The organism is Microbacterium jejuense (assembly GCF_039544225.1).
GTDB classification, from domain to species: Bacteria; Actinomycetota; Actinomycetes; order Actinomycetales; family Microbacteriaceae; genus Microbacterium; species Microbacterium jejuense.
Genome location: NZ_BAABLG010000008.1, coordinates 378,724 through 403,818, shown reverse-complemented (window position 1 = coordinate 403,818; position 25,095 = coordinate 378,724). Strand labels below are relative to the sequence as shown.

General features: G+C 69.3%; 26 protein-coding genes and 1 pseudogene. 16 read left to right on the top strand and 11 right to left on the bottom strand.

The window, feature by feature from the left end:
• Nucleotides 1-20: 20 nt before the first annotated feature.
• From ppsA to ABEA46_RS14640, 4 genes are all read left to right on the top strand, one after another.
• On the top strand, nt 21-2,414 hold the full coding sequence (gene ppsA, locus ABEA46_RS14655; protein ID WP_345545324.1) for a phosphoenolpyruvate synthase: 2,394 nt from the start codon (nt 21-23) through the stop codon (nt 2,412-2,414).
• 984 nt (nt 2,415-3,398) lie between these two features.
• Nucleotides 3,399-3,869: a DUF1294 domain-containing protein gene (locus ABEA46_RS14650; protein ID WP_345545322.1), complete on the top strand. Its 471-nt coding sequence runs from the start codon at nt 3,399-3,401 to the stop codon at nt 3,867-3,869.
• A 3-nt stretch (nt 3,870-3,872) separates the two neighbouring features.
• On the top strand, nt 3,873-4,217 hold the full coding sequence (locus ABEA46_RS14645) for a TfoX/Sxy family protein (RefSeq protein ID WP_345545320.1): 345 nt from the start codon (nt 3,873-3,875) through the stop codon (nt 4,215-4,217).
• 445 nt (nt 4,218-4,662) lie between these two features.
• Complete coding sequence (locus ABEA46_RS14640) at nt 4,663-5,097, top strand: GNAT family N-acetyltransferase (RefSeq protein ID WP_345545318.1); 435 nt, start codon at nt 4,663-4,665, stop codon at nt 5,095-5,097.
• Nucleotides 5,098-5,342: 245 nt separating this feature from the next.
• Here ABEA46_RS14640 and ABEA46_RS14635 read toward each other — a convergent pair.
• The 4 genes and pseudogenes from ABEA46_RS14635 to ABEA46_RS14620 form a co-directional block, all read right to left on the bottom strand.
• Nucleotides 5,343-5,555 (bottom strand): annotated as a pseudogene (locus ABEA46_RS14635) (alpha-L-rhamnosidase C-terminal domain-containing protein); the annotation flags it as partial.
• 74 nt (nt 5,556-5,629) lie between these two features.
• Nucleotides 5,630-6,220: an HAD-IA family hydrolase gene (locus tag ABEA46_RS14630; protein ID WP_345545316.1), complete on the bottom strand. Its 591-nt coding sequence runs from the start codon at nt 6,218-6,220 to the stop codon at nt 5,630-5,632.
• A 77-nt stretch (nt 6,221-6,297) separates the two neighbouring features.
• Nucleotides 6,298-6,834 (bottom strand): RBBP9/YdeN family alpha/beta hydrolase, encoded by a 537-nt coding sequence (locus ABEA46_RS14625; RefSeq protein ID WP_345545314.1) that lies wholly within the window; start codon nt 6,832-6,834, stop codon nt 6,298-6,300.
• A gap of 54 nt (nt 6,835-6,888) precedes the next feature.
• Nucleotides 6,889-8,229 (bottom strand): MFS transporter, encoded by a 1,341-nt coding sequence (locus ABEA46_RS14620; RefSeq protein ID WP_345545312.1) that lies wholly within the window; start codon nt 8,227-8,229, stop codon nt 6,889-6,891.
• A 99-nt stretch (nt 8,230-8,328) separates the two neighbouring features.
• On the opposite strand from ABEA46_RS14620, the gene ABEA46_RS14615 reads away from it, so the two are divergent.
• Nucleotides 8,329-9,168: a LysR substrate-binding domain-containing protein gene (locus tag ABEA46_RS14615; RefSeq protein ID WP_345545310.1), complete on the top strand. Its 840-nt coding sequence runs from the start codon at nt 8,329-8,331 to the stop codon at nt 9,166-9,168.
• Between the two features lie 191 nt (nt 9,169-9,359).
• Nucleotides 9,360-10,247, top strand: a complete 888-nt coding sequence (locus ABEA46_RS14610; RefSeq protein WP_345545308.1) for an alpha/beta hydrolase — start codon at nt 9,360-9,362, stop codon at nt 10,245-10,247.
• A 76-nt stretch (nt 10,248-10,323) separates the two neighbouring features.
• On the opposite strand, the gene ABEA46_RS14605 is transcribed toward ABEA46_RS14610, so the two are convergent.
• Complete coding sequence (locus tag ABEA46_RS14605; protein WP_345545306.1) at nt 10,324-11,082, bottom strand: SDR family oxidoreductase; 759 nt, start codon at nt 11,080-11,082, stop codon at nt 10,324-10,326.
• 204 nt (nt 11,083-11,286) lie between these two features.
• Between ABEA46_RS14605 and ABEA46_RS14600 the strand changes: the two genes are divergently transcribed.
• From ABEA46_RS14600 to ABEA46_RS14590, 3 genes are all read left to right on the top strand, one after another.
• The gene (locus ABEA46_RS14600; protein ID WP_345545304.1) at nt 11,287-12,237 is read left to right on the top strand and encodes an alpha/beta hydrolase; all 951 of its coding nucleotides are present in this window, start codon (nt 11,287-11,289) and stop codon (nt 12,235-12,237) included.
• A 21-nt stretch (nt 12,238-12,258) separates the two neighbouring features.
• Nucleotides 12,259-12,999 (top strand): alpha/beta fold hydrolase, encoded by a 741-nt coding sequence (locus ABEA46_RS14595; RefSeq protein WP_345545302.1) that lies wholly within the window; start codon nt 12,259-12,261, stop codon nt 12,997-12,999.
• Between the two features lie 68 nt (nt 13,000-13,067).
• Nucleotides 13,068-13,997: an alpha/beta fold hydrolase gene (locus tag ABEA46_RS14590; RefSeq protein WP_345545300.1), complete on the top strand. Its 930-nt coding sequence runs from the start codon at nt 13,068-13,070 to the stop codon at nt 13,995-13,997.
• Nucleotides 13,998-14,165: 168 nt separating this feature from the next.
• On the opposite strand, the gene ABEA46_RS14585 is transcribed toward ABEA46_RS14590, so the two are convergent.
• Together ABEA46_RS14585 and ABEA46_RS14580 are read right to left on the bottom strand one after the other, a co-directional pair.
• Nucleotides 14,166-15,890, bottom strand: coding sequence for a SulP family inorganic anion transporter (locus ABEA46_RS14585; protein ID WP_345545298.1), 1,725 nt, complete (start codon nt 15,888-15,890; stop codon nt 14,166-14,168).
• A gap of 92 nt (nt 15,891-15,982) precedes the next feature.
• On the bottom strand, nt 15,983-16,210 hold the full coding sequence (locus ABEA46_RS14580; RefSeq protein WP_345545297.1) for an RNA-binding S4 domain-containing protein: 228 nt from the start codon (nt 16,208-16,210) through the stop codon (nt 15,983-15,985).
• 90 nt (nt 16,211-16,300) lie between these two features.
• Here ABEA46_RS14580 and ABEA46_RS14575 point away from each other — a divergent pair, with 90 nt between their 5' ends.
• Nucleotides 16,301-16,675, top strand: coding sequence for a DUF952 domain-containing protein (locus ABEA46_RS14575; RefSeq protein WP_345545296.1), 375 nt, complete (start codon nt 16,301-16,303; stop codon nt 16,673-16,675).
• Complete coding sequence (locus ABEA46_RS14570) at nt 16,672-17,271, top strand: class I SAM-dependent methyltransferase (protein ID WP_345545295.1); 600 nt, start codon at nt 16,672-16,674, stop codon at nt 17,269-17,271. Before ABEA46_RS14575 ends, ABEA46_RS14570 begins: the two co-directional genes overlap by 4 nt.
• Here the strand turns inward: ABEA46_RS14570 and ABEA46_RS14565 are convergent.
• Genes ABEA46_RS14565 through ABEA46_RS14555 form a run of 3 tightly spaced genes read right to left on the bottom strand, consistent with a single transcriptional unit; the run spans nt 17,268 to nt 19,542 of the window.
• Nucleotides 17,268-17,924: a pyridoxine/pyridoxamine 5'-phosphate oxidase gene (locus ABEA46_RS14565; RefSeq protein ID WP_345545294.1), complete on the bottom strand. Its 657-nt coding sequence runs from the start codon at nt 17,922-17,924 to the stop codon at nt 17,268-17,270. The genes ABEA46_RS14570 and ABEA46_RS14565 overlap by 4 nt on opposite strands.
• Nucleotides 17,921-19,231, bottom strand: a complete 1,311-nt coding sequence (locus tag ABEA46_RS14560) for an RNA polymerase sigma factor (protein ID WP_345545292.1) — start codon at nt 19,229-19,231, stop codon at nt 17,921-17,923. The genes ABEA46_RS14565 and ABEA46_RS14560 overlap by 4 nt, the downstream gene beginning before the upstream one ends.
• Entirely contained in the window at nt 19,228-19,542 is a 315-nt protein-coding gene (locus ABEA46_RS14555) for a YciI family protein (RefSeq protein WP_345545290.1), read from the bottom strand. The genes ABEA46_RS14560 and ABEA46_RS14555 overlap by 4 nt, the downstream gene beginning before the upstream one ends.
• 136 nt (nt 19,543-19,678) lie before the next feature.
• Here ABEA46_RS14555 and ABEA46_RS14550 point away from each other — a divergent pair, with 136 nt between their 5' ends.
• Complete coding sequence (locus ABEA46_RS14550; RefSeq protein ID WP_345545289.1) at nt 19,679-20,224, top strand: dihydrofolate reductase family protein; 546 nt, start codon at nt 19,679-19,681, stop codon at nt 20,222-20,224.
• A gap of 47 nt (nt 20,225-20,271) precedes the next feature.
• Here the strand turns inward: ABEA46_RS14550 and ABEA46_RS14545 are convergent, their stop codons facing one another.
• The gene (locus tag ABEA46_RS14545; RefSeq protein WP_345545287.1) at nt 20,272-21,177 is read right to left on the bottom strand and encodes an SDR family oxidoreductase; all 906 of its coding nucleotides are present in this window, start codon (nt 21,175-21,177) and stop codon (nt 20,272-20,274) included.
• A gap of 85 nt (nt 21,178-21,262) precedes the next feature.
• Between ABEA46_RS14545 and ABEA46_RS14540 the strand changes: the two genes are divergently transcribed.
• The 4 genes from ABEA46_RS14540 (at nt 21,263) to ABEA46_RS14525 (ending at nt 25,095) form a co-directional block, all read left to right on the top strand.
• The gene (locus tag ABEA46_RS14540; protein WP_345545285.1) at nt 21,263-21,829 is read left to right on the top strand and encodes a TetR family transcriptional regulator; all 567 of its coding nucleotides are present in this window, start codon (nt 21,263-21,265) and stop codon (nt 21,827-21,829) included.
• A 108-nt stretch (nt 21,830-21,937) separates the two neighbouring features.
• Entirely contained in the window at nt 21,938-23,278 is a 1,341-nt protein-coding gene (locus ABEA46_RS14535; RefSeq protein ID WP_345545283.1) for a D-alanyl-D-alanine carboxypeptidase, read from the top strand.
• Nucleotides 23,275-24,414, top strand: a complete 1,140-nt coding sequence (locus tag ABEA46_RS14530; RefSeq protein ID WP_345545281.1) for a 3-oxoacyl-[acyl-carrier-protein] synthase III C-terminal domain-containing protein — start codon at nt 23,275-23,277, stop codon at nt 24,412-24,414. Before ABEA46_RS14535 ends, ABEA46_RS14530 begins: the two co-directional genes overlap by 4 nt.
• Nucleotides 24,415-24,426: 12 nt before the next feature.
• Nucleotides 24,427-25,095, top strand: coding sequence for an iron-containing redox enzyme family protein (locus tag ABEA46_RS14525; RefSeq protein ID WP_345545279.1), 669 nt, complete (start codon nt 24,427-24,429; stop codon nt 25,093-25,095).

The window sequence follows — 25,095 nt, the reverse complement described above, 5'->3', positions numbered from 1 at the left end:
AGAACAGATCGGGACACGATATGACGAACAACATCCTCTGGTTCACCGAGATCGGCATGAACGACGTCGGCCAGGTCGGCGGGAAGAACGCCTCGCTCGGCGAAATGGTGAGCAACCTCTCCGGCGCCGGTGTCAGCGTGCCCGGCGGCTTCGCGACGACGGCCGACGCCTACCGTGATTTCCTGGCCGCCGATGGTCTCTACCAGCGGATCCGAAGCACGGTCGAGGCCCTCGATGTCACCGACGTCGCCGAACTCGCCCGCGTCGGCGCCAACGTGCGCGAGTGGATCGAGAACCAGCCCCTCCCGGCTGACTTCGAGTCCGGCATCCGCACCGCGTACGAATCCCTTGTTGCGAGCGACTCGCAGCCAGAGTCGGTGTCGTGGGCGGTGCGCTCCAGTGCCACGGCCGAAGACCTGCCCGATGCCTCGTTCGCCGGCCAACAGGAGACCTTCCTGAACATCAGCGGCATCGACAACATCCTCGCCGCCATCCGCAGCGTGTTCGCGTCGTTGTACAACGACCGGGCGATCGCCTACCGGGTGCACCACGGCTTCGATCACCATGACGTGGCACTCTCGGCGGGCATCCAGAGGATGGTCCGATCGGATGTCGGCGCCTCCGGTGTGCTGTTCACCGTCGACACCGAGTCCGGGTTCGATCGCGCGGTGTTCATCACGAGCTCCTACGGGCTGGGCGAGGCGGTGGTGCAGGGTGCGGTGAATCCGGACGAGTTCTACGTTTACAAGCCGGCGCTGCGTGCGGACCGGCCGTCCATTCTGAAGCGGTCGGTGGGGGAGAAGGCGGTGAAGATGGTCTACGCGCACGGACGATACGTCGGCGGCAGCACCGTCTTCACGGATGTCGCGGAGGCGGACCGTGCTCGGTTCAGCATCACCGACGCTGAGGTGGAGGAGCTCGCCCGTCAGGCTCTGATCATCGAGGAGCACTACGGCCGGCCGATGGACATCGAGTGGGGCAAGGACGGGGTCGACGGGCGGCTCTACATTCTGCAGGCCCGTCCCGAGACGGTCGTGTCCCGCGTGGACGGAAATGTCACCCGACGATTCGTGCTGGAAGAGCCCGGCACGGTGATCACGATCGGCCGCGCGATCGGGCAGAAGATCGGCGCCGGCCCGGTGCGGGTGATGAAGTCGATTGCGCAGATGGACCAGTTCCAGCCTGGCGACGTGCTGGTCGCCGACATGACCGACCCGGACTGGGAGCCGATCATGAAGCTCGCGTCCGCGATCGTCACCAACCGTGGCGGCCGCACCTGTCACGCCGCCATCATCGCCCGAGAGCTCGGCATCCCCGCCGTCGTCGGCACCGGCGACGCCACCATCGCGCTGCAGAACGGCCAGGAGGTGACCGTCTCCTGCGCCGAAGGCGACAACGGGTTCGTCTACGACGGCATCCTCGCCTTCGACGAGGTCATCACCAAGCTCGACGAGATGCCGGAAGCCCCGACGAAGATCATGCTCAACGTCGGCACCCCCGACCAGGCGTTCGCGTTCTCCAAGCTGCCCAACAAGGGCGTCGGACTCGCACGCCTCGAATTCGTGATCAACCGGCAGATCGGCATCCACCCGAAAGCGCTCCTCGAGCACGACTCCCTGGAGCCGGCGCTGCGCGACGAGATCTCGGAGCGGATCGCCGCCTACCCGTCCCCGCGGCAGTACTTCGTGCAACGCGTCGCGGAAGGCGTATCCATGCTCGCCGCCGCGTTCGCCCCCGAGAAGGTGATCGTGCGACTCAGCGATTTCAAGTCCAACGAGTACGCCAACCTCATCGGCGGTGAGCTGTACGAGCCGCATGAGGAGAACCCGATGCTCGGTTACCGGGGCGCCTCGCGATACATCTCACCGGACTTCCGCGAGTGCTTCGACATGGAATGCGAAGCCCTCAAGTTCGTCCGCGACGAGATGGGCCTGACCAACGTCGAGATCATGGTGCCGTTCGTGCGCACCGTCGGCGAGGCGCACGCCGTGATCGAGCTGCTCGGCGAGAACGGACTGCGCCGTGGCGAGAACGGGCTGCGGGTCATCATGATGTGCGAACTGCCGTCCAATGCGGTTCTCGCCGACGAGTTCCTGGAGTACTTCGACGGATTCTCCATCGGTTCCAACGACATGACCCAGCTCACCCTGGGCCTCGACCGCGACTCCGGGCTCGTCGCCGCCACGTTCGACGAACGAGACCCCGCCGTGCTGAAGATGCTCACGATGGCGATCGAGGCGTGCCGCCGCGCCGGCAAGTACGTCGGGATCTGCGGGCAGGGACCCAGCGACCACCCCGACCTCGCCGAATGGCTCGTTGAACAGGGCATCGAATCGATGTCGCTCAACCCAGACACTGTCGTCGAAACCTGGCTGCGGCTCGCGAAGCGCGAAACCCTCGCAGCCGCCAACTAGCGCCGCGATCCACGACTCTGTGTGAGAGCCAGATCCTCGGGCGGTAGAACTCGTGACGGATCATCAAGCAGCAGGTTGACCCTTGTCGGGTGTCAATTGAGTGGCGGCACAGGTGACCCCCAAGTGACTCCGAGCATTCCGAGGAGGGCGAATCACGGCGATTCTGGAGTGCGTGGAGTGCCTTTCGTGCGAACCACGTGAGCCGGTAGAGACGACCATAAAAACTGGTTGACCAGGCATTCCATTTGTGGTCAGCGTTATTCATCCGGTAGTGGAGAGCCGTGTAAATCTACCCTGCTAAGGTGGGGCTCTCGCGCGGGGTATTCACGAGCGGTGAAGTCGGGTTTCTTGCTCGTCCGACTGCGACGGCCCCTGCCCACCTGGTGCCCACGGCCGGTACAGATTATTGCCGATCGAGAGCGATTCAGACGGAAGCCAGCGCCGCCGGGAACCGCGAAATTCCGCGGTTGACGATCGGCAAGGAACGAGGAGGATGTCGCTCGACGAGTTTCAAATCCCTCCGTCTCCGCAGAAAACCCCCGGTTATCCGGGGGTTTTCTCGTTCGTGCGGCCAAGCTCTGGGTGTGTCGATCTGTCATGATTCGCCCCCCAGGTGTCCCCCGAGGGGGACGCCTGGGGGACCAGCGGGCGCCTCAGCCAGCCGCATTCGAGTGGGTGCGGGGGCAGGGAAGCGCGTGATTCCCCGGCATCGCAGGTCACAGATCGGAGACCGGCGGGGGTCAACACCCCGCACAGTTGGTGGCCCTTGGACGCCTTGGGCGGTAGGAAGATCTGCGCTCGCTGAGGTACCGCCTCCGAGCCATCCGCCCTGAGTATGCGGGCGGACCGCGCGGGTGAGGTGCGAAGTGATCGACAACAGCAATCTCTGCTCGAAGGACGACCGCTCAACGATCGCGGCTGACGTCGTACTGGGGCGTGCAGCGGATGAGTCGTGAGTCGACCCGTCTCCCTAGAATCGAGCAGGTGACCACCGGCTCGAACAGATCGACACGTCTGGGCGTCGTCGATCGTCGTTCCCGCGACATGTCGAAGCCGCTCCCGTCGGCGCTGAGCTGGACGGTCCTCTGCGGTTTCGCGGCCGCGTTCACTGTTGCGTATTCTGCGGCCGACCTCCCGCTGTGGATCCCTGTGCTCTACCTTGTGATGAGCGTTGGGGGCTTCGCCGCCTACGGTGTCGACAAGTCGGCGGCGAAAGCAGGTCGTGGCCGCCTTTCGGAGCGGACCCTTCTCACAGTCGGCCTCCTCGGCGGCTGGCCGGGGGCGCTGATTGCACAGCAGGTATTCCGGCACAAGACGCGCAAGCGCTCCTTCCGGCGCATGTTCTGGCTCACGGTCCTCATCAACGTCGCGGTACTCGCCGGACTCGTCTACGTCGCGGTGACTAAGCCCGTGGCGCTTGACCTGCCGTTCCTCGCCGGACTCGGAGTGGGCTGATCGATGCCGACGAGCGAAGCGCAGCGGGAGTTGACAGACCGTACTCGTGCGCTCCTGGCGGGCGAATCGGATCTCACCGAGAAGGCGATGTTCGGCAGTCACGCGTTTCTCCTCGACGACCGGATCGTCGTTGCGGTGATGCGGGATGCCAAACTGCTGGTGAGGGTCAGCGCCGACGATGCCGCGACGCTGACGCTTGAGGCGGGTGCGGCACGTGCGGTCATGGGCCCGAATCGACGCGAGATGGGACCCGGCTGGCTGCTCGTCGAGCCTGACGCGCTCGCAGACGACGAGCGACTCCTGTTCTGGATCGACGCGGGGAGAGAGTTCAACCGGCTCGACCGCTGACGGCCCGATCCCTCAGCTCGCTGCCCGCTGATCGACCCCGGTCGGTCCCAGGCCCGCCCGAGCGCTATGACGACGACGCGCGGCCGTCGGCTGGACTCCATGCGGCGGCGGGGTCGACGGCGTGGATGATGCGTCTGCTGATCCTGCCCAGTTGGCGCGCCTGTTGTTCGGTGAGGGACTCGAAGACGAGTCTCTCGACGAGGGCGTGGTGCGCAGGGGTCGATCGAGCAACCTCCTCGTGTCCGGCATCGGTCAGGGTCGCCAGAGTCACTCGCCCGTCGGTCGGGTCGACGTGACGTCGATGCTGTAGAAGAACGGAAGCACGGGCTTGCGGCATCCATCCCTGGGGCGTGCGATCTCATCGGCTGGTGACCGGGACCGCCGCTGCAAGGACGGCGCAGCGGTTATCCACGTGAAGGAGAATCGGACCGTGAGGATGCGTAGATTGACCGCGGAAGAAGTCCGGGTTCACGCCCCGCGACTGCTAGACCTTCAGCACAAGGCGTATGCCGTGGAGGCTGAGTTGATTGGCGACGACCGCATTCCGCCGCTTCATGAGGCGGAGTCGGACTTGCTTTCGTCTGGCCTGGAATGGATCGCGTCGTTCGACGATGACCATCGGATCGTGGGGGCGGTGGGATTTGAGATCGACGACGACGTCGTCGATCTCGACCGCCTCATGATCAGTCCGACGCACCACCGAAGAGGCCTTGGTGCCGCCCTCGTGATCGAGGTCATGTCGCTCGCGCCCGTAACGGTGGTGGCCACCGGACGCGACAACACTCCCGCTCGCGCGCTGTACGAGTCACTCGGATTCCTGCACCAATCCGATATTGAGCCGGTTCCCGGCCTCTGGGTCAGTCGCTATCGTCGAGCCTGAGCGAGAGGGATCTCGCTGCGGGGACGCCCGGTCGGCGCCGACGGCGTCGCCTTGATCGACGGCCTGCAGCTCCAGCGGCTCGTCGACCCGTCTACGTCATCCGGCCACCGATGCGTGAGGTCGGCGGCTGGATGCCGCGGCCTGGGAGCCACTGTGCACCAGAACTCGTGGATGCCGCTGGCGACCGTGATCTCGGTGCCGTCGGGGAGGACGATCGTGCAGCGGGTGGACACCGGCACGTGAACGTTCAGGACCAATCTGTCGCCATCCAGCGTCCAGGACTATGAGGCCCTTCCGTATGGGGTCTCCACCACGCCTTCCGCGGAGGTGAGGCCGCCGCCGACCAGTGGTTCGACCCGGAATGTCCGATAGCCGCCGGAGGTGGGCTGGATGCTCGCGACCCGCTCGTACAGCCAGTCGCCGACGGCACCGGCCGCGTAGTGGTTGAGCGAGACCATGCCGCCGGATCCGTCATCTTTGCCGGACTGCAGATCGGCGATGTTCACCCGAGGAGGACGGGCTCACAATTGGCTCAAGACTCGTCCGCGACCCGCACCCCGTGCCGGTCGAGGATGGCGAGCAGTGCGGGGATCCCGTCGGTGTGCGTCCAGCATTCTGCGCGGATGCCGGCGAGCCTCGCGCCCTCGACATTCGCCGGCTGGTCGTCGAGGAAGAGCAGCCGCTCCGGCGGCAGCGCCAGGTCCGTTGCGATGTGATCGAAGAACCCGGCCGCCGGTTTCGCCGCCCTGACGTCGCAGGAGTAGTAGGCGCCGTCGAAGGCCTCGTCGTACGGCGCCTTGTCGCGCATGCACGCCGCACGGTAGGTGTCCTGATTGGTCGCGAGATAGCAGCGCGTGCCGGCGGCGCGGACCCGCGAAACGATCGCCAGGGAGGGGGCCAGCACGTCGAACGTCCACCACACCGAGAGGACATCCTCGACGCGATCACCCAGCCCTGCCGCCACAGCGGCTTCCCGAATACGCGCCTCATCGATCGGAGTGCCGGTGAGGGCGCCGGGGAACTGAGCCACGACTGCGGTGGCGAGCTGCCACACATCGGACGGCGTGTGCTGCAGGACGCCATCGGCATCCCAGAGCACGGCGAGGACCGGCGAACGAGACATGTGATTCCTCCGGCGTGCAGCAGTGGTGTCAGACGGCACAGATGGGGTTGGGCTGTGCTCGGATGGCCCGTCGCCGACTAGACGATCAGCCGATCGACCAGCTCGAACGTGTCGTACCGCTGGTCGTAGTCCCCGAAGTGGCCCTCGTCGCGAACGATCTGTGTGCCGCCCAGGTGCTCGAACATCAGCCGGCCCTGTTCGGCATCGCAGCCGTACGGGTCGGTGATCGAGTTGATGAGATACAGATCGCCGGCATTCGCGCGGATGCGGTCCCAGTCGTAGACGCCCTGCAGCACCGGTTCATCGGAGTCGTTGGGCTTGGTCGCGTACCCCGCCACCAGGATCGCCTGAGCCACCGGAGCCTGCAGGTGCTCCAGGAGCGCGAGCAGCAGGGCAGCGCCGCCGGAGTGGCCGACCAGTACGGTCTCCGCGTCGAAGGTGTGGCCGGCGAGGACCTTCGGCAAGAACTCGGCGATCGGATCGACATTCACTCCCGGGTAGTGCGGACGCTCCACCCGGTAGCCGCGCGCGGTCAACTGACGGTCGAGCCATGGGTACCACGCCACGTCGGGGTGACCGCCCGTGCCGTGGAAGATGACGGCGTTCTTGCTCATCGATCGATGCTAACGGTGCCGGATCCACCCGGGGTGCTCGCCGCCGGGGCGCGCCTATGCGACCTGAACGATGCGCACGCGCCGCGAACGCACGACGAGCCGAAGCCGTCGGGATCGTGCGAGCGCGACGCAGGCGACCGTCCCGGCGATCAATGGCGCGCCTCCCGCCACCGCGAACGCCGTCGTGACTCCGGCTGATTCCGCGATCGACCCGATGATGATGCCGCCGAGCGCCTGACCGCCCGTCACCGTCATGAGGTAGAACGACATGACGCGGCCACGGATCGCCATGTTGGTCGAGAGCTGGGTCAGCGACTCCGCGGCGGTGGCGAAGGTGAGGCGCGAGATGCCGATGCCCACGACTGCGCCGAGGAACAGCCCGTAGGTCGGGGCGAGGCCGGCGAACACAGTGACGGCGCCGTACAGCATCGTCGCCAGCACGATCGTCCGCAGGCGCAGCACTCTTCGACGCGTCGACAGCACCGCGCCGATGAGAGCGCCGAGGGCGGCGAGTGAGCTGTACAGGCCGTAGCCGGTCGCACCCGTGCCGTACGTCTCGTCGGCGGAGGCCGTGAACAGCACCGGCAGGTTCATCCCGAACACGGCGACGACGGCCAGCATGAGCAGCGGCCAGAGGATCGTGGGCTTGCCGACGGCATAGCGGAGCGCCTGCCGGATCTGGCCCTTGCCGCGCGGTGCGCCGGCGGTGCGCACCAGTTCGCCCGGGCGCATGAACGCGAGTGCGATGACCGCGATGAGGGATGCGGTCGCATTGACCGCGATCGACCAGCCGGAGCCGACGACGACGATGAGCATGCCGCTCAGGGCGGGGCCGACGAGTCCCGAGAAGTGGAACACCGCGGCGTTGAGGCTGATCGCGTTGCGCAGGCGGTGGGTGCCGACCATCTCCGAGACGAAGGCGGAGCGGCTGGGGCCGTCGATCGCCATGGAGGTGCCGGTGACGAGCGCGACGGTGAGCACCTGCCAGAGCTGACACTGCCCGGTGAGGACGAGCACGGCGAGCAGGGCGTTGGCGACCGTTCCGATCGACTGGGTGATCATGAGCGTCCTGCGCCGCGAGAAGCGATCGGCGATGACGCCGGCCCACGGCCCGAGCAGAAGCGTGGGGGCGAACTGCAGCGCGACCACCAGTCCCACCATCGCGACGTCGCCGGTCAGCTCGAAGACCAGCCAGTCGATCGCGATCCTCGCCATCCATCCGCCGACGTTGGCGAGCAGCATCGACGAGACGTACAGCCGGTAGTTGTGCGCGCCCAGCGCACTGAACGTCTCGCGCCACCCTCGTCGCCCCTCCAGGACCGGGATCGGCGCCGTCACCGTCTCGGGAAGCAGGTCGAGGGGGGCGGGCGGTGCCGGGTCACGCGTGATGCTCACCCCTTCGACGGTAGCCAGGCGCGAGAGATTGTGATTGAGAATCGCACCTATCAATGTCATTGGATTCGTCAATAGACTGGCCTCGGTCAAGGAGGTCGTGTGTTCGATCCGCAGCTGTTGCGCAGCTTCGTCGCCGTGGCCGACACGCTCAGCTTCACGCGGGCCGCGGAGATCCTCCGGCTCAGCCAGCCGACCGTGAGCCAGCAGGTGCGCAAGCTCGAGACCGCGGCCGGCCGGCAGCTGCTGGTGCGCGACACCCGGCGCGTGGCGCTGACCGACAACGGCCAGGCGATGCTCGGATTCGCTCGCAGCATCCTCTCCGCCCACGACGAGGCCGCGTCGTACTTCACCGGATCGGCGATGCGCGGCCGGATCCGGTTCGGATCGGCGGACGATCTCGCGCTCACCCAGCTGCCGAAGATCCTTCGCAACTTCCGTCAGCTCTATCCCCAGATCAACCTCGAGCTCACCGTGGCGCAGAGCGGATCCCTGGCCCGGCGCCTCCGTGCCGGGCAGCTCGACCTCGTCTACGTGAAGCAGGAGTCGGGGGCGCCGGAGGGCCGCCTGGTGCGCCGCGAACGCCACCTATGGGTGGCGCACCGCTCGTTCACGATGGACCCGGAGGGCCCCGTCCCGCTGATCGTCTACCAGCCGCCCAGCATCTCGCGCGCGGCGGCCATCGACGCGCTCGAGGGCGCCGGTCGCAGCTGGCGGATCACCTGCAACGTCCGCGAGGTGAACGGGGCGACCGCCGCCGCGCGAGCCGGGCTCGGCGTCGCGGTCTTCCCCCGGACCATGGTGCCCGAGACACTCGATCTCGCCCCTTCGGCCTGGGCGCTGCCGCAGCTCAGCGAGGTCGACTTCGTGCTGCTCGACAACCCCCGCGCAGCGCGTGCTCCCATCGAGGCCCTCGTGAACGCGATCGTCACGAGCCGATGACGCGGACCGGTCAGTCGTCCAAAGCCCTGTCAGACGATATTCATCGCGGGTGTTCGCACGGGTGCGTGGGAACGAATGGGGGGACGTGCCTGGTGCCGCGGGGCCATTTCATCGCTCACGGCTGAAGGCCGATTGCGGTCGCCGGCACAACGGGTGGACGCTGTCTCGCCGAATCTGCCAGCATGGCCCGCATGGGACGCACCGGATCGAGCACGGTGGCCCGCGTGCGAGGGCGCGTGTCGACCGAGGGCGACGATCTCTTCTACAAGGTCACGGGTGCCGGGGCGCCGATCCTGATGATCGCAGGCGGCGGCGGTGACGGTGACGGCTTCCTGCCCCTTGCGGATCAGCTGGGCGACCGTTTCACCGTGATCACCTATGACCGTCGCGCGAATGCGCGCAGCACTGCGAATCACCCGTCCGCTTTCAGCGTCGCCCAGCAGGCGCGGGATGCGGTCGCAATCCTGCAGGCAGTCGGGGAGAGTTCAGCGTGTGTGCTGGGCAGCAGCAGCGGGGCTGTCATCGCGCTCGAGTTGGCACAGTCCCACCCGGACACCGTCACGCGAGCGATCCTGCATGAGCCGCCACTGACTCGATGGGCACCGGACGCCGCGAAGTGGCAGGCATTCTTCGAAGACTGCTGCCACCTGTCCCAGACGAAGGGTGCGTCCCAGGCGGCGGCAAAGTTCGGCACCGGCGTTCTGGGCAAGGCGACGGTTGCGCCGCTGCTGGCTGATCTGAGGCTGAAGCTGTACCTGCGTGGCGAGTCGAAGCCTGCCGACGGGCGCCGCCTCCCCGACCGTCTGGCCGATGAGATCTTCATCGATCAGGAACTCCTCCCGGTGACCGGGTACACACCCGACATCCACCTCCTGCAGAGGATGTCGGCGAAGCTGACGTTCGCTGCGGGCGACTGGACCGTCCGCAAAGGCGTCTGGCTCGCCGACGTGGCACGGACACTCGCGGCGGAGACCGATGCCGCGTTCGTCACCCTTCCGGGCTCTCATGTGTCCTATATGGACAAGGCGACGCAGTGGGCCCCGGCTGTCGCCGCGGTCTTCGCCGCACCGGAACCGTAACCTCATGGATCCACGGCCGGTCTCCGAGGCGCGTCGAACAGGACCGACCTGATCTCGCCCGTCGGCTTCGGTGGCGTCACCGCACCTGGTCGGTCGGCCGGATGAGGATGCTGTTCACCGACACGTGTTCGGGCTGGCGGAGCGCGTACAGGACGGCTTCGGCGATATCGCCGGCTTCGAGAGTGCGCATCGAGTCCGCGATCTCGGATGCCGCCTGGCGCATCGTCTCGTCCGTGATGTGACTGGTCAGCTCGGTGGCGACGAATCCCGGTTCGATGAGGGTGACGCGCACGCCTCGTGCGGTGACCTCCTGGCGCAGCGACTCGGTGAAGGCGCTCACGCCGAACTTCGTCGCCGCGTAGACGCCGCTGCCGAGGGACGCGATCCGTCCCGAGGTCGACGAGACCTGGACGATGTGGCCCTTCGCCTCGATGAGGTGCGGCAGCGCCGCATGCACGGCGTACATCGAGCCGAGCAGATTCGTGTCGACCATCCGCTCCCATTCGCGGACGTCGGCACCGAGGATCATCCCGCTCTGCATGAGGCCGGCGTTGTTGATCAGCGCGTCCAGGCGTCCGAAGCGCTCGACGATCTGAGCGATCGCCTGCGCGACCGAGTCGTAGCTCGTCACATCCAGCGGCAGGCTCAGCATTTCGCCGGGGGCGGCGTCGGCGAGCGAGCTCAGCCGGTCCGTGCGACGGGCGCCGACGGCGACTCGCAGCCCTGCCTCGGACAGCGCGAGCGCCGTGGCCCGTCCGATCCCCGATGAGGCGCCGGTGACGAGCGCGACCTTTCCGTGCAGCTCGCGGTCGGTCTGCTCAATGGTGCTGGTCATGGTGGAGCCCTTCTTGATCGGATGCCGGTGTCCAGGCGGATGCGCGCCCCTAGCAACAGACCGTGCAGCGGGCCGAACTGTGACGTCGGTCTGTCCGAGGCCTCGATCGCCGCGTGGTTGTCACAACCGTGCGGGCTGTCCGGTCCTCTTCTACAAGCCGGCTGATTCCGACCGGACCACACCGCTCAGAGAGGGGCAAGCGACATGACCGAACACATCCTGCAGCCGGAAGCGCGCGCGTTCGCGGAAGCGGCCGCGGCTCCGCCCACGCTCGTCGAGCGCGGCGTCGACGGGGCGCGGAGGCTGCTCGACGACGTCCAGGCCGGCCCCGTCGACCTCCCCGAAGTGGATGACGAATGGATCACGGTGCCCGCCGCCGTCGGCGACGTCAAGGTCCGCATCGTCAAGCCCGTCGGCACCACCGGCCCCCTTCCCGTGGTGCTCTACGTCCACGGTGGAGGGTGGGTCCTCGGCAACGCGGGCACGCACGACCGTCTCGTCCGCGAGCTCGCGACCGGCATCGAGGCGGCGGTGGTGTTCGTCGAGTACACCCGCTCGCCCGAGGCGCGGCATCCCGTCGCCATCGAGCAGGCCTACGCGACGGCCCGATGGGTCACCGAGAACGGTGCCGACAAGGGACTGGATGCCGCACGCCTGGCGGTCGCCGGGGACTCGGTCGGCGGGAACATGGCTGCCGTGCTCGCGATCCTCGCGAAGAAGCGCGGCGATGTCGCGTTCATCCATCAGTCGCTGTACTACCCGGTCACCGACGCGCGGCAGGACACCGGCAGCTATCGCGAGTTCGCCGAGGGCTATCACCTGCGTGCCGACGCGATGGCATGGTTCTGGGACAACTACCTCCCCGACGTGCACAAGCGCAGCGATGTCACCGCGTCACCGCTGCAGGCGCCGATCGACGAGCTCAAGGGACTCCCCGAGACCCTGCTCATCGTCGACGAGAACGATGTGCTCCGCGACGAGGGCGAGGCCTACGGTCGCAACCTCATCCAGGCCGGCGTGCCCACGACGCTCGTGCGGTACGACGGCACCATCCACGACTTCATGATGCTCAACCCGCTGCGCCCGTCCGCCGCGACGACCGCCGCGATCGAGCAGGCGATCCACACCCTCCGCAAGGCCTTCGGCCGCAACTGAAACACCGAAAGGAACACTGAAATGAACGCCCAGAAGCCCACCATCGTCCTCGTCCACGGCGCTTTCGCCGAATCGTCGTCCTGGAACGGCGTCATCTCCCGGCTGAGCGAGCACGGCGTGACCGCCGTCGCCGCAGCCAACCCGCTGCGCAGCCTCGCCGGCGACGCCGCCTACGTGCGCGACGTCATCGCCTCGATCGGAGGACCTGTCGTCCTCGTCGGCCACTCGTACGGCGGGCTGGTGATCACCGAAGCGGCCGCTCAGAACGATGCGGTCGTCGGCCTCGTCTACGTGGCCGCCTTCGTGCCCGAGACCGGACAGAGCGCGTTCGTCCTGTCGACGAGCGAGCCCGGGTCGACCCTCGGCGAGGCGCTGGCCGCATACCCCGTGGCATCCGGGGGCAACGAGTTCGTCATCCGCCAGGACGTCTTCCACCACCAGTTCGCGGCCGACGTGCCGGAGGCGGAGGCGGCGCTCATGGCAGCCACCCAGCGCCCGGTCACCGAAGCAGCGCTGTCGGAGGGGCTGCCGACCGCGAGCCCTGCCTGGAAGGACATCCCGTCCTGGCACGTGTTCGGCGACGAGGACCTGAACATCCCGGTCGCTGTGCACCGTGCGGGCGCGGACCGTGCCGCCTCGCGCGAGACGTGGGAGGTGGCGGGCGGATCGCACGCCATCTCGGTCTCACACCCCGAGGTCGTCGTCCAGGCCATCGCGGCCGCAGGCAAGGCCTACATCGCCGGCGTCGAGGCAGCCGCCTGACTCACCCCGACTCGCAGTCCCGGCCTTGCCCGCGGCCGGGACTGCGAACGCCCCCTTGAGGAGTCCCGATGATCGATCCCCGTGTGCAGATCAGCCATGTCCGAGCAGGAGCGCTCGACGTCGGCTACTACGACCTCGGACCCACCGGCGGTGAACCCGTGGTGCTGCTGCACGGGTTCCCGTACGACGTCCACAGCTATGCGGAGGTCGCCCCGCTCCTCATCGAGGCGGGCTTCCGTGTCCTCGTGCCCTACCTTCGCGGGCATGGCCCGACGCGCTTCCTCGATGAGGCCACGCCCCGGAGCGGTCAGCAGGCGGCGCTCGGCGCCGACCTGCTCGCCTTCATCGACGCCCTCGACCTGCACGAGCCGATCCTCGCGGGATACGACTGGGGAGGGCGGGCCGCGTGCGTGGTGGCTGCGCTGCATCCCGATCGGATCGGCGGGCTCGTGTCGGTCAACGGGTATCTCATCCAGGACATCGCGTCGTCGGGGACGCCAATCGATCCGGATCGCGAAGCGGGGTTCTGGTACTTCTGGTATTTCGCGACCGACCGCGGGCGGTCAGGCCTGGACCAGAATCGGCGAGAAGTCGCCCGCGTGATCTGGCGGCGCAACTCGCCCGCCTGGTCCTTCTCCGAGGGCCAGCTGGTCCGTGCCTCACTGGCCTTCGACAACCCCGACTACGTCGACGTGGTCATCCACTCTTACCGGCACCGCCTCGGCCTCGTCGCCGGGGACGACAGCTACCTCGACATCGAGACCCAGCTCGCTTCGCTCCCGTCGATCAGCGTGCCGACGATCACCCTCGACGGCGGCGCGGACGGCAACTTCCCGGCGACCGACGGCAGCCACGATGCCCACCTGTTCACCGGATGGCGCGAGCACCGCACGGTGGCGAACGCCGGCCATCACCTCCCCGCCGAAGCACCGCGGGCCTTCGCGGACGCGATCCTCGCCGTCGCCGAGACCCCCGGCGACGGCGCGGGAACGCCCTGAGCACCAGGTGGTGACGGCGGGCCAGCATCCCTCGTCGTCATCGGAGACGGGTGGATCGGCATGGAGGTCGCGGTCCCGCGATGAGGCGACGCGGTCACGGTCCCCTCCTTCCGGCCCGCCGGGCGCCCGCAGTACGCGGCGGCGTGACCCGCGGCCCGGAACGCGACGTCAGGGTGGGCTGCCGTCCCGTCCGTTCCCGGCATCCCGCTGCTCCGCCTCGACGGCGCGGTGGATGTTGCCGTGGATGTGGTCGGCTCCGATGAGCTCGATCACGCCTTCGCGGTCGAGGACGGCGCGCGGACCGGGCTTCAGCCTGGTCAGCCGCAGCTGCACGCCGGCGTCGCGGGCGAGGGTCACGACGTCCGCCATCGATGCGGCGCCCTGCGAGTCGATGAAGTTGATGCCTCCGCAGTCGAGGACGATGCCGGTCAGTTCGGGGCCCGTCTGGATGACCTCGCGCACGTGGTCCTCGAGCGCATCGGCGGTGGCGAAGAACAGGCCGCCGTCGAAACGGACCACCGCCACCTCGGGCACGACCTCGTCGTCGGGGAACGTCTCGACCTCGCGGAAGACCTGGGTGCCCCGTTCTCGGCCGAGGGTCGGCATCTCGGGGTGCGTGGCCACGGCGATGAGCCACACCAGCGAGAGCCCGATCCCGATGATCACTCCGGCGAGGACGCCGAACACCAGCGTTCCGAGGAGCGCCACGACGGCGATCCAGAAGTCCACCTTCTTCACGCGGAACAGGCGCCTCATCTCCGGGAGGTCCATCATGCCGCTGACCACGGCTTCGATGATCAGCGCGGCGAGAACCGCCTTCGGAAGGTCGGAGAACAGCGGGGCGAGGATCAGGAGCGTCAGCAGCACGGTGACGCCGGAGGTCAGCGATGCCACGCCCGTCTTGGCGCCAGAGCGGTCGTTGAGCGAACTCGCCGACAGGCTGGTCGAGACCGGCATGCCCTGGAACAGTCCGGAGCCGATGTTGGCCATCGACTGCGCGACGGATTCCTGATTGATGTCGATCTGATAGCGGTGCTTGGCGGCGAAGGTGCGCGCGTCGCCCGCGGTCTGCGAGAAGCCGATCATGACCAGCGCGACGGCGGCCAGGGCGACGGTGCCTGCGTGCTCCCACAGCAGCTGACCGTCCGGGACCTGCAGCGCCGGCAGCCCCCGCGGCACATCGCCGACCACCGCGACGCCCTTGGCTCCGAGATCGAACAGCGCTGAGGCGAGCAGTCCCCCCACCACGAGCACGAGGGCGCCGGGAACGCGCGGTGCGATCACCCGGAGCCCGAAGACGACGACCAGCGAGATGACGCCGACGAGCACGGTCGTCGGGTGGGTCCCGCCCAGCGTCCCGAACCACGACCACAGCTCCTGGATCGGATTGGCCCCGCTCGTCTCGGTGCCGGTGAGCTTCGGGAGCTCCCCGATCACCACGTCGATCGCGGCGCCGAACAGGAACCCGGTGACCACGGCGCGCGAGAGGAATTGGGCGATCCAGCCCATCCTGAAGACGGCCAGCAACAGGAACAGGATGCCGGAGGCCAGGGTGATGCCGGCGACGAACGACGCGACATCCTGCTCGCCGACGATGCTCGCGGCGAGCACCGCGCTCGCCGCGACCGCGGCCAGACCCGAGCTCGGACCCATCGAGATCTGCCGGCTCGTCCCGAAGATCGCGTACAGGATCGCGCCGGCCGCGGCGGCGTAGAGGCCGTTCTGCAGCGGGACGCCCGCGATGCCGGCGTACCCCAGGTTCTTCGGGACGATGAGGGCGGCGACGGTGACGCCGGCGATCAGATCGCCGCGCAGCCACCCGCGTTGATAGGACCGGAGCTGGCCGATGATCGGGATCAGAGCCGGCCGCTGACCATCTGCCTTCGCCGCCATGGGCAAGTATTACCGCATCGCCCGGCCGGTGGACAAGGCGCCGCGCGCGATGAGCACGACGGCGAAGCGCGTGGCGAGGAGTCTCCAGAGGCCTAGGCGCAGACGCGGACCCGGCGGCCCTCGTATGCGACGACATCGCCGAGCTGCAGCTGCCGACCGCGGCGGCGGTCCACCTCGCCGTTGACGCTCACATAGCCGTCGATGATGGCCTCTTTCACGTCCCCGCCCGAGTCGAGCATGCCGGCGAACTTGAGGAACTGTCCGAGCCGGATGCCCTCGCCGCCGATGGAGACGTCGTCGATCGGAGCCGGGTTCATCATCCTGGAATGCTAGCCGAGAGGCCGCCCGCGCTCGTGGCGCCGCGGCCTCGAGGCGGCGAGGATGCGCGCGATCCGCACTAGGTTGAAGCGGTGGAGATCCTGCATGTCGCCCATCGCTCGGATTGGGAGCGCGCCCGGCGCGACGGGAGCTACACGGTGTCGACCCGGGGGCGCGGGCTCGACGAGGTGGGCTTCATCCACGGCTCGACGGGCGAACAGGTGAGCGGGGTCGCCGAGCGGTTCTACCGCGAGGACCCCGAGGCGCTCGTCGTGCTGGTGATCGATGTCGACCTCGTACGCGCGGACGGCACCGACGTGCGCTTCGAAGACGGCGGCGACGGGCAGGACTACCCGCACGTGTACGGCCCGGTGCTGCCGTCGCACGTGGTCCGGGTCGAGCCTGCCGGGTTCGTGGCCGGCGCGTTCCGGTGGGGCGCCGACCCGTCGTTCCCCGACGCCCGATGACCACCCCCGAGGTCGCGGTCGCGTACGGTGCGCGTTCGGCCGAGTACATCGACCTCTTCGGAAGAGTGGATGCCGCACCCGCCGCCGACCGTCGGCTGATCCTCGAGTGGGCTCGGGGTCTGAACGGCCCGGTCCTCGACGTCGGTTGCGGCCCCGGCCATTGGACGGACTACCTGGTGCGACACGGCGTCCCCGCCGAGGGCATCGAGATGGTGCCGGAATTCTTGGAGCACGCCCGCACGAGCTTTCCGGACGCGTCGTTCCGTGCCGGGCGCCTGCCCGACCTCGACCTGCCGGACGCCTCGGCCGCCGGCATCCTCTCGTGGTACTCGCTCATCCATCTCGCTCCGGACGAGCTGCCGGCCGCTCTCGCGGAGCTTGCCCGGGTGATCCGTCCCGGTGGCGGTCTGCTCGTCGGGTTCTTCACCGGAGAGCGGGTCGAGGCGTTCCCGCACGCCGTGGTCACCGCGTACTACTGGCCGGTCGACGAGCTCAGCCGCCTCCTGGCGGCGGCGGGCTTCCGCGTGCGGGCGACGGCCTCGCGCGCCGACCCCGGCGTGCGGCTGCAGGCGACCATCGTCGCCGAGCGCGTCTAGGCCCAGAGCTCCTGGCGCCGCCACCCCTCGTCGGTGCGCGTGTACTGCAGCCGCAGGTGGTTGCGGGTCGGGGCGCCCTGCCAGAACTCGAGGGCGAACGGGCGGATGCGCCACAGCGTCCACTCCGGCGACACCTGCGCGGGATCGGCCTGCAGCGCCGCGAGGTTCTCGGCGACGAGCCGGTCGCGCTCGGCGACGTCGGTGAGCGGAGCGCTCTGTCGTCCGGCCAGCGCGATCGCCTTCGCGGCGGGATTGCGGGCACGGAAGTCGGCGGCCGACTCCTCGGCGCTCGCCGGTGTCGCGACCCCGCGGATGCGCACCGAGCGCGCGAGCGGCGTCCAGTAGAAGGTCAGCGCGACGTTCGGGTTCGCGTGCAGCTGCGCCCCCTTCGCCGACTCGCTGCCGGTGGCGATCTCGAACGCGCCGCCGTCGGTCACGTTCTTGAGCACGAGCACGCGGGCGTCGGGGCGGCCGTGCTCGTCGACCGTCGAGAGCGTCGCCGCGTGGGGCTCCGGGACGCCGGCGTCCAGCGCGGTGATGAGCCATTCGCGGAACAGCTCCTGCGGGTCGTCGGGCGCGAGCGACGGGTGAAACAGAGGAGCCTCTCCGACGATGGATGCCTCGGCCCGGAGTCGATCGCGAAGAGTGCTCATCCGCCCAGTGTGTCAGCCGGTGCTCCGCCGGGCGCGAGTGCGTCCGCCCGCCCGGTCAGCAGCTCCCGCTCCCGCGGGGTCGGAGCCAGCGCGGCGGCGCGGCGCAGCTCCACGGCAGCCGCCCACGCGTCGCCCAGCTCTCCCAGGAGGTCGGCGCGCACCGCGGCGAGCAGGTGATGCTCCGACAGCTCCGGCGCGTCGGCCAGCTCGTCCAGCACCCGCAGCCCCGCCTCCGGCCCATCTGCGCGGGCGACGGCGACGGCACGGTTCAAGGTGACGACCGGTGACGGTGCGACGTGCGCGAGAAGCCCGTACAGCTCGGCGATCGACGCCCAGTCCGTGTCGGGGGCGGTGCGCGCATGCGCGTGGGCTGCGGCGATCGCGGCCTGGATCGCGTACGGACCCGGGACGACGCTCAGCTCGCGGGAGCGCAGCAGCGCGCGGAAGCCGCGGGCGATCAGCAGCTGATCCCATCGGCCGCGGTCCTGATCGGCGAGACGGACGGGGGCACCGCCGGCATCCACTCTCGCGGGAAGACGGGAGGTCTGCAGCTCGAGCAGGGCGGCGAGGCCGTGGACCTCGGCGTCGGCCGGTGCGAGCTCGGTGAGCATGCGGGCGAGCCGCAGGGCTTCGAGGCACAGCTCCGGTCGCACCCAGTCGTCGCCGACGGTGGCGGCATGACCCTCGGTGAAGATCAGGTACACGACCTCCAGCACGCCGCCGAGCCGCTCCTGCCGTTCGGCGGCCGCGGGGACGGCGGCGTCGAACCCGTCCGCGGCGAGCCGGCGGCGGCCACGGAGGATGCGCTGCGCAACGGTCCGCTCGGGCACGAGATACGCGTGCGCGATCTCGCGCGGCGTGAGCCCGCCCACGAGGCGCAGCGTCAGGGCCACCCGCGACTCCCGCGGCAGCGACGGATGGCACAGTGCGAACAGCAGCCTCAGCACGTCGTCGGCGATGCCCTCGTGCTCGATGACGAGGTCGAAGTCGTGGCCGCCGACATCGACGTCGACACGGGCGCGCTGCCGCTCGTCGTGCGCGACCGCGCCCAGCTTCTCGTCGAGGCTCACCGCCCGGCGGATGCGGTCGATCGCGCGGTGCTTCGCCTCCAGCGTCAGCCAGGCCGCGGGATTGGCGGGGATGCCGGCGGCCGGCCATTTCTCGATGGCGGCGACCATGGCGTCCTGCAGGCTGTCTTCGGCGAGCCCAACGTCGTGGGTGGTGCGGGTGAGGCCCGCGATGATCCGGGCGCCTTCGAGACGGTAGACCGCCGCGACGGTGCTGCCGGGGTCGCGGACCGTGCTCACTCCGGAGACCCGAACACCGGCCGCACGTCGCCCTCCCCGTCGCCGACGACGCTCCAGAACCGCCGGGCGAGCTGCAGCGCCTCCTCGTCGGAGCGCGCCTCGATGAGCGCGAAGCTCACGATCGTCTCCTTCGCCTCGGCATACGGGCCGTCGGTGACCGAGAGCTCGCCGCCCTGCGACGCGACGTGGAACCCCTGGCCGAGACCGCCCGTGGCCAGCAGCACGCCGGCGCTCGCCATCTCGCGGATCAGCGCACCCATCTCTGCGAAGAGGGCTTCGTCGGGCGCCGGGCCGCCGCCGTTCGTGGTCATCAGATAGCGCATGGGGACCAGCATCCACCTGCCGAGAAATCCATGCCAGACCGGTGTCGCAATCGGGTGCCGCCGTTCGGTGTGTGAGTAGGAGGGCGATCGAACGGAACGCCCGCACACGAACAGGACGAAGAAGATGCGAAAGATCATCGTGGGAGAGTTCATCTCGCTGGACGGCGTCGTCGAGGCGCCGGAGCAGTGGCACATGGCCTACGCGAGCCCCGAGATGTTCGGGGTGATGTGGGGCCTCAGCGACACGTGCGACACGACGCTGCTGGGCCGGGTGACATACGAGGGCTTCGCCGCGGCGTTCGCCCACGCCCCGGCCGACGATCCCATCGCGGCGAAGATGAACAAGAACGCGCGCGTCGTGGTGAGCCGGACGCTCGACGAGCTCGACTGGCAGAACTCGACGGTCCTCGACGGCGACCTCGAGACCGGCGTCGCCGCGCTCAAGGCGTCCGAGGGCGGCGACATCCTCACGACGGGCAGCACCAGTGTGGTGCAGGCGCTGCTGCGCGCCGGGCTCGTCGACGAGCTGCACCTGCTCGTCCACCCTGTGACAGTGGGCGAGGGGCGTCGGCTGTTCGACGGGGATGCCGCCGCCTCGTACACCCTCGACGACGCGACGGTGCTGCCCCAGGGCGTGATCCACGCGGTGTACCGCCCGGTCGCCGCCTGAGTGCAACGGATCGGCCCGGCCCGGAGTCCCGGGCCGGGCCACCGCTGTCAGGCGCTCAGGCGATCCGGCACGTCGTAGCCGCCCGCGGCGATGTCGGCGAGCAGTGTCGGGCGCGTGGGCGTCCAGCCGTAGCGCTCCCGCGTGATGGTGCTCGTGGCCGCGAGGTCCTGGCCGAAGAAGCGGCCCATCCAGCCGAAGTGGTCGAGGGCCTCCTCGGGGGCGATGGACGCCGTCGGCAGGCCAAGCCGGTCGGCCAGCGCCTCGGCGATCGCCTTCGCGGAGACGCCCTCCTCGGCGACGGCATGCACGACGGCGCCGCGCTCGGGCGCTTCCAGCGCCAGACGGACGACGTGGGCGGCATCGTCGCGATGCACCGCGGCCCAGCGCGACCCGCCGTCGCCGACGTACGCCGACACGCCCCGCTCGCGGGCGACCTGGGCGATCGTCCTGATGAAGCCGTGGTCGCCCGCGGTGCCGTGCACGCTCGGTGCGAAGCGCAGGATCAGCGGCGTGACGCCGCGGTCGGCGAGCGAGAGGACGAAGGCCGCGTTGTCGGCGCGCGGGTTCGGGACCTGCGACATGTCGTCCTCGGTGGCGGGGCGGCCCTGCACGAGACCGGCGACGCCCGACGCGATCGCGAGGGTCCTGCCGGTGCCTTCGAGCGCCGATGCGAAGGCGTCGATCGCCTCGCGGTCCACGCGCACCGAGGTGAGGAAGTCGCTGAAGTCGTGGATGAATGCGAGGTGCACGACGGCGTCGCTGGAGGCGGCGGCATCGCGCAGCACGTCGAGGTCGGTGAGATCGCCGCGCACGACGTCGGCACCGAGCGCGGCGACGGCGGCCGCCGAGGAGTCGGACCGCGCCAGACCGGTGACCTCGTGGCCGGCGGAAAGGAGTTCGCGCGTGACGGCCGAGCCGATCCAGCCGGACGCGCCTGTGACGAAGTACCGCATGTTTCCTCCAAGGGTGGTGATGTCATGTGCTGACATCACCACGGTAGCACTGATGTCAGTAACTGTCATCGACTAGGATCGGATCATGGTCAGGTGGGAGCCGGATGCCGCCGGTCGGCTGCGCAAGGCCGCCGTCGAGCTCTTCGCCGAGCGCGGCGTCGAGGCCACCACCGTGGCAGCCATCGCCGAGCGCGCCGGGGTGACCGAGCGGACCTTCTTCCGCTACTTCACCGACAAGCGCGAGGTGCTGTTCAGCGACCAGGGCGAGTTCGCGTCACGGTTCGTGATCGGGGTGGAAGAAGCCCCCGCCGATGCGTCGCCGCTGGATGCCGTCACGGCCGGGCTGCGCGCCGGCGAGGTCCTCTTTGCGCCCGAGCGGCGGGAGGGCGCCCGCGTGCGTGCCACGGTGATCGCAGCGAACCCCGGCCTGCAGGAGCGCGAGCTGTGGAAGATGGCGGGTGTCGCCGATCGCATGGCGGCGGCGCTGCGCGAGCGCGGCGTCGCCGAACCGGCAGCGACGATCGCCGCGCGCGCCGGCATCGCGGTCTTCAGCACCGCGTTCGCGGACTGGATCGCCGACGGCCAGGCGCGCGAACTGCCCGAGCTCGTCGAAGACGGCCTGCGGGCCCTCCGGTCCCTCACCGTCGCCTGACCGCGACCCCGGCGTTCCCGGCGAACTCCGAGCAATGGCATCCCTGCGGATAATGCATGATGGGAGCAGATTTCCGGACGGAGGCCAGCGATCGCGACGCACGACGAGGTGACCGATGAGTTCGCCGATCTCGCGGAGCTCATGCGCGAGGAGCAGGAGCTGACCGAAGGGCTCGCCGACATCGATCCGGAGGCAGGCCGCCGACGCCGTCGACGTGGTCTGCTCATCACTGCGATCATCCTCGTCGTCATCCTCGGCAGCGCGGGCGGGTACGTCGGGTGGGCGCTCACCGCCCCGCTGAGCGCTCCGGCCGTGAGCTCGCAGGCGCCGGCGGTGCCGACATCTCCTCCCGCACCGATCGTGCTCCCGTCCGTGGCGGCATCGGCCATCGCGATCTCGGGCGCGGACGCGTACCTCGGCCCGGCCGCGAGCAGCATGTGGGCGACCACGGGCACGAACGACGCGCGACCGATCGCGAGCCTCAGCAAGCTGATCACGGCGCTCGTCATCCTCGAGGCCAAACCGCTCGCCGACGTCGACGATCCCGGTCCGACGATCACCTTCAGCAAGGCGGACCACGATCTGTACGACAAGTACTACGTCATGGGGGCGACGATCGCCCCGATGCCGATCGGCAGCTCGATGTCGGAGCGTGACGCCCTGGCGACGATGCTCATCCCGTCGGCGAGCAACTACGCCGAAGCGGTGTCGACCTGGGCGTACGGGTCGCAGGGGTCCTTCGTCTCGGCAGCGCGGCGCTGGCTCGCGGCCAACGGCCTCACCGGCACCACGATCGTCGAGCCCACCGGCATGAGCGCGCGCAACACGAGCACGCCGACCGACCTCATCGCCCTCGGCAGGCTGGCCGCCGCCAACCCGGTGGTCGCCGCGATCACGGCGACCCGCTCGCTGTCGCTTCCCGGACCGGGGTCGATGACCAACACCAACGACCTGCTCGGGGTCGACGGCATCAACGGGCTGAAGACGGGCAACCTCGGCGAAGGCACCTACAACCTGCTGTACACCGCGTCCATGGACGTCGGGATCGGGCAGCGGCTCGGCATCGTCGGCGTCGTGCTCGGCGAGTCGTCCCGCGCGGCGGTCGACAACGACGTGCGTGCGCTGCTGACAGGCATCAGCGAGGGCTTCCATAACGTGCCGGTGGCCGAGCGCGACCAGCAGATCGGCACGCTCACGACGCCGTGGGGCGCGAGCGCCACGATGGTCATCGCCGACAACACGTCGATCCTCACGTGGTCCGACACCCCGATCGCCGTCGACATGAAGACCACGACGCCGAAGACCTACTCCGACGGCGAGGTCGTCGGCAGCATCACGTGGACCGCCGGCCCCCACACGGTCTCGAGTGACATCGTGCTGCGGGGAACGATCGAGCAGCCCACCGAGTGGTGGCGTCTCACGCACCCCGCGGAACTCGGTGCGCCGTGACGGCGAACGCGTATCTGACCGGGTTCGGCAGCTATCTTCCGGGGGATCCGGTCGACAATGACGGCATCGTCGCGCGCCTGGGCGGGGACGACCCGGTCACCGCACGGATCCGCCGGCGCGTGCTCGACGCCAACGGCATCCGGCAGCGGCACTATGCACTCGATGAACACGGCGAGCCGACCGAGCTGAACGAGGAGCTCGCGGTCAAGGCGCTGCACGCGGCGTTCGCCGATCGCGGCATCGGTGCCGCCGATGTCCGCATGCTCGCGTGCGCCACGACGATGGGCGACGTGCTCGTGCCGGGCTTCGCGTCGATGGTGCACGGCCGGCTCGGCGGCGGCCCGAAGCAGCTGCTGTCGGTCGCCGGAGTGTGCGCGTCCAGCCTCTCGGCGCTCGACGCCGTGGTCAGCAAGGTGCGGCTGGGCGACCACCCGCGCGCCGCGGTCGTCGCCTCGGAGCTCGCCAGCCGCAGCCTGCGACAGCGCCGGTATGACGGCATCCGCTCGGGAATGGACGCGCATTTCTTGCGGTGGATGCTGTCCGACGGCGCCGGAGCGGTGGTCGTGGAGTTCCAGCCCCACCCCGATCGCCCGTCGCTGCGCGTGGACTGGGTGCGGCAGGTGTCGCTCGCCCACGAGCACGAGGTGTGCATGCGGGCCGGCATGAGCGGGCCCGAACCCGTCGTCGGGCGCACTTGGCAGGACGTGGGCGTCGACGAGGCCGAGGCCGCAGGGATGTTCCTGCTGCGCCAGGACGTCAGCATGCTCGACGATCTCGCCGGCGCGGGCATCGCGCAGTTCGAGGAGCTCGTCGACATCGGGCTCATCGACGTCGGTCACCTCGACCACGTGGTGTGCCACTACAGCACGAACGCGTTCCGCGACGTGGCGTTCGACGCGCTGCGCCGCCGCATCCCGACGCTCGACACCGACCGCTGGTTCTCGAACCTCTCCACGCGCGGCAACACCGGCTCGGCGAGCATCTTCATCGCGCTCGAGGAGGCCTGGCGCACCGGCCGGTTCGCCGTCGGCGACACCGTGCTGCTGGCGGTGCCCGAGTCGGGACGCTTCTCGTTCGCCTTCGCCCACCTCACCGTGGTCGCCCCGCCCGGCCGGGCGGCGGCATCCCGTTCCTGAAGGAGTGAGCACGTGACCAGCACCACCACCGACACGCTTGCCGAGCGCCTCGCCGAGGTCTGGGCCGACCTGGAGGATCACCTCGCGCAGGTGCCGATCCTGCGGCGGCTCGACGAGGGCACGGTGACCCTCGACGACTACCTGCGGCTGCTGTTCAACCTGCGGCAGCAGGTGGTCGACGGGTCGCTGTGGATCTCGCGGGCCGCCTCGAACTTCGACGTCGCGCACTTCGAGCTGCGGGCCGCCGCGATCCGGCACGCGGAGGAGGAGCACCGCGACTTCCTCATGCTCGAGCGGGACTACGTCGCCGTCGGCGGCTCGCTCGACGAACTGCGCGCCGGCCGCAAGAACGTCGGGTCCGAGGCGCTGTCGGGGTACATGTTCCACTACGCCGACCGCCCCAACCCGGTCGGGCTGCTGGGAGCCATGTTCGTCATCGAGGGGCTCGGCGCGCAGCGGGCCGCGGGCTGGGCGGCGAGGTTCCAGGAGGTGCTGGGCCTGGCCGACAGCCAGGTGCACTTCATGCGCTATCACGAACAGGCCGACAGCGCGCACACCGGCGACCTCGACGCGATCCTCACCTCGGGCATCATCGACGACGCCGCGGCCGATGACATCGTGCGCTGCGCACAGGTCGTGGCACGGCTGTACGCGCTGCAGCTCGAAGAGCTGGACCGCTGA

What these genes read in the sequence shown, in the direction of transcription:
- ppsA (WP_345545324.1), top strand. Translation starts at nt 21, where the DNA reads ATGACGAACAACATCCTCTGGTTCACCGAGATCGGCATGAACGACGTC.
- ABEA46_RS14645 (WP_345545320.1), top strand. Translation starts at nt 3,873, where the DNA reads ATGCCGACGAGCGAAGCGCAGCGGGAGTTGACAGACCGTACTCGTGCG.
- ABEA46_RS14630 (WP_345545316.1), bottom strand. Translation starts at nt 6,220, where the DNA reads ATGTCTCGTTCGCCGGTCCTCGCCGTGCTCTGGGATGCCGATGGCGTC.
- ABEA46_RS14625 (WP_345545314.1), bottom strand. Translation starts at nt 6,834, where the DNA reads ATGAGCAAGAACGCCGTCATCTTCCACGGCACGGGCGGTCACCCCGAC.
- ABEA46_RS14610 (WP_345545308.1), top strand. Translation starts at nt 9,360, where the DNA reads ATGGGACGCACCGGATCGAGCACGGTGGCCCGCGTGCGAGGGCGCGTG.
- ABEA46_RS14605 (WP_345545306.1), bottom strand. Translation starts at nt 11,082, where the DNA reads ATGACCAGCACCATTGAGCAGACCGACCGCGAGCTGCACGGAAAGGTC.
- ABEA46_RS14600 (WP_345545304.1), top strand. Translation starts at nt 11,287, where the DNA reads ATGACCGAACACATCCTGCAGCCGGAAGCGCGCGCGTTCGCGGAAGCG.
- ABEA46_RS14595 (WP_345545302.1), top strand. Translation starts at nt 12,259, where the DNA reads ATGAACGCCCAGAAGCCCACCATCGTCCTCGTCCACGGCGCTTTCGCC.
- ABEA46_RS14590 (WP_345545300.1), top strand. Translation starts at nt 13,068, where the DNA reads ATGATCGATCCCCGTGTGCAGATCAGCCATGTCCGAGCAGGAGCGCTC.
- ABEA46_RS14585 (WP_345545298.1), bottom strand. Translation starts at nt 15,890, where the DNA reads ATGGCGGCGAAGGCAGATGGTCAGCGGCCGGCTCTGATCCCGATCATC.
- ABEA46_RS14580 (WP_345545297.1), bottom strand. Translation starts at nt 16,210, where the DNA reads ATGATGAACCCGGCTCCGATCGACGACGTCTCCATCGGCGGCGAGGGC.
- ABEA46_RS14570 (WP_345545295.1), top strand. Translation starts at nt 16,672, where the DNA reads ATGACCACCCCCGAGGTCGCGGTCGCGTACGGTGCGCGTTCGGCCGAG.
- ABEA46_RS14565 (WP_345545294.1), bottom strand. Translation starts at nt 17,924, where the DNA reads ATGAGCACTCTTCGCGATCGACTCCGGGCCGAGGCATCCATCGTCGGA.
- ABEA46_RS14555 (WP_345545290.1), bottom strand. Translation starts at nt 19,542, where the DNA reads ATGACCACGAACGGCGGCGGCCCGGCGCCCGACGAAGCCCTCTTCGCA.
- ABEA46_RS14550 (WP_345545289.1), top strand. Translation starts at nt 19,679, where the DNA reads ATGCGAAAGATCATCGTGGGAGAGTTCATCTCGCTGGACGGCGTCGTC.
- ABEA46_RS14545 (WP_345545287.1), bottom strand. Translation starts at nt 21,177, where the DNA reads ATGCGGTACTTCGTCACAGGCGCGTCCGGCTGGATCGGCTCGGCCGTC.
- ABEA46_RS14540 (WP_345545285.1), top strand. Translation starts at nt 21,263, where the DNA reads ATGGTCAGGTGGGAGCCGGATGCCGCCGGTCGGCTGCGCAAGGCCGCC.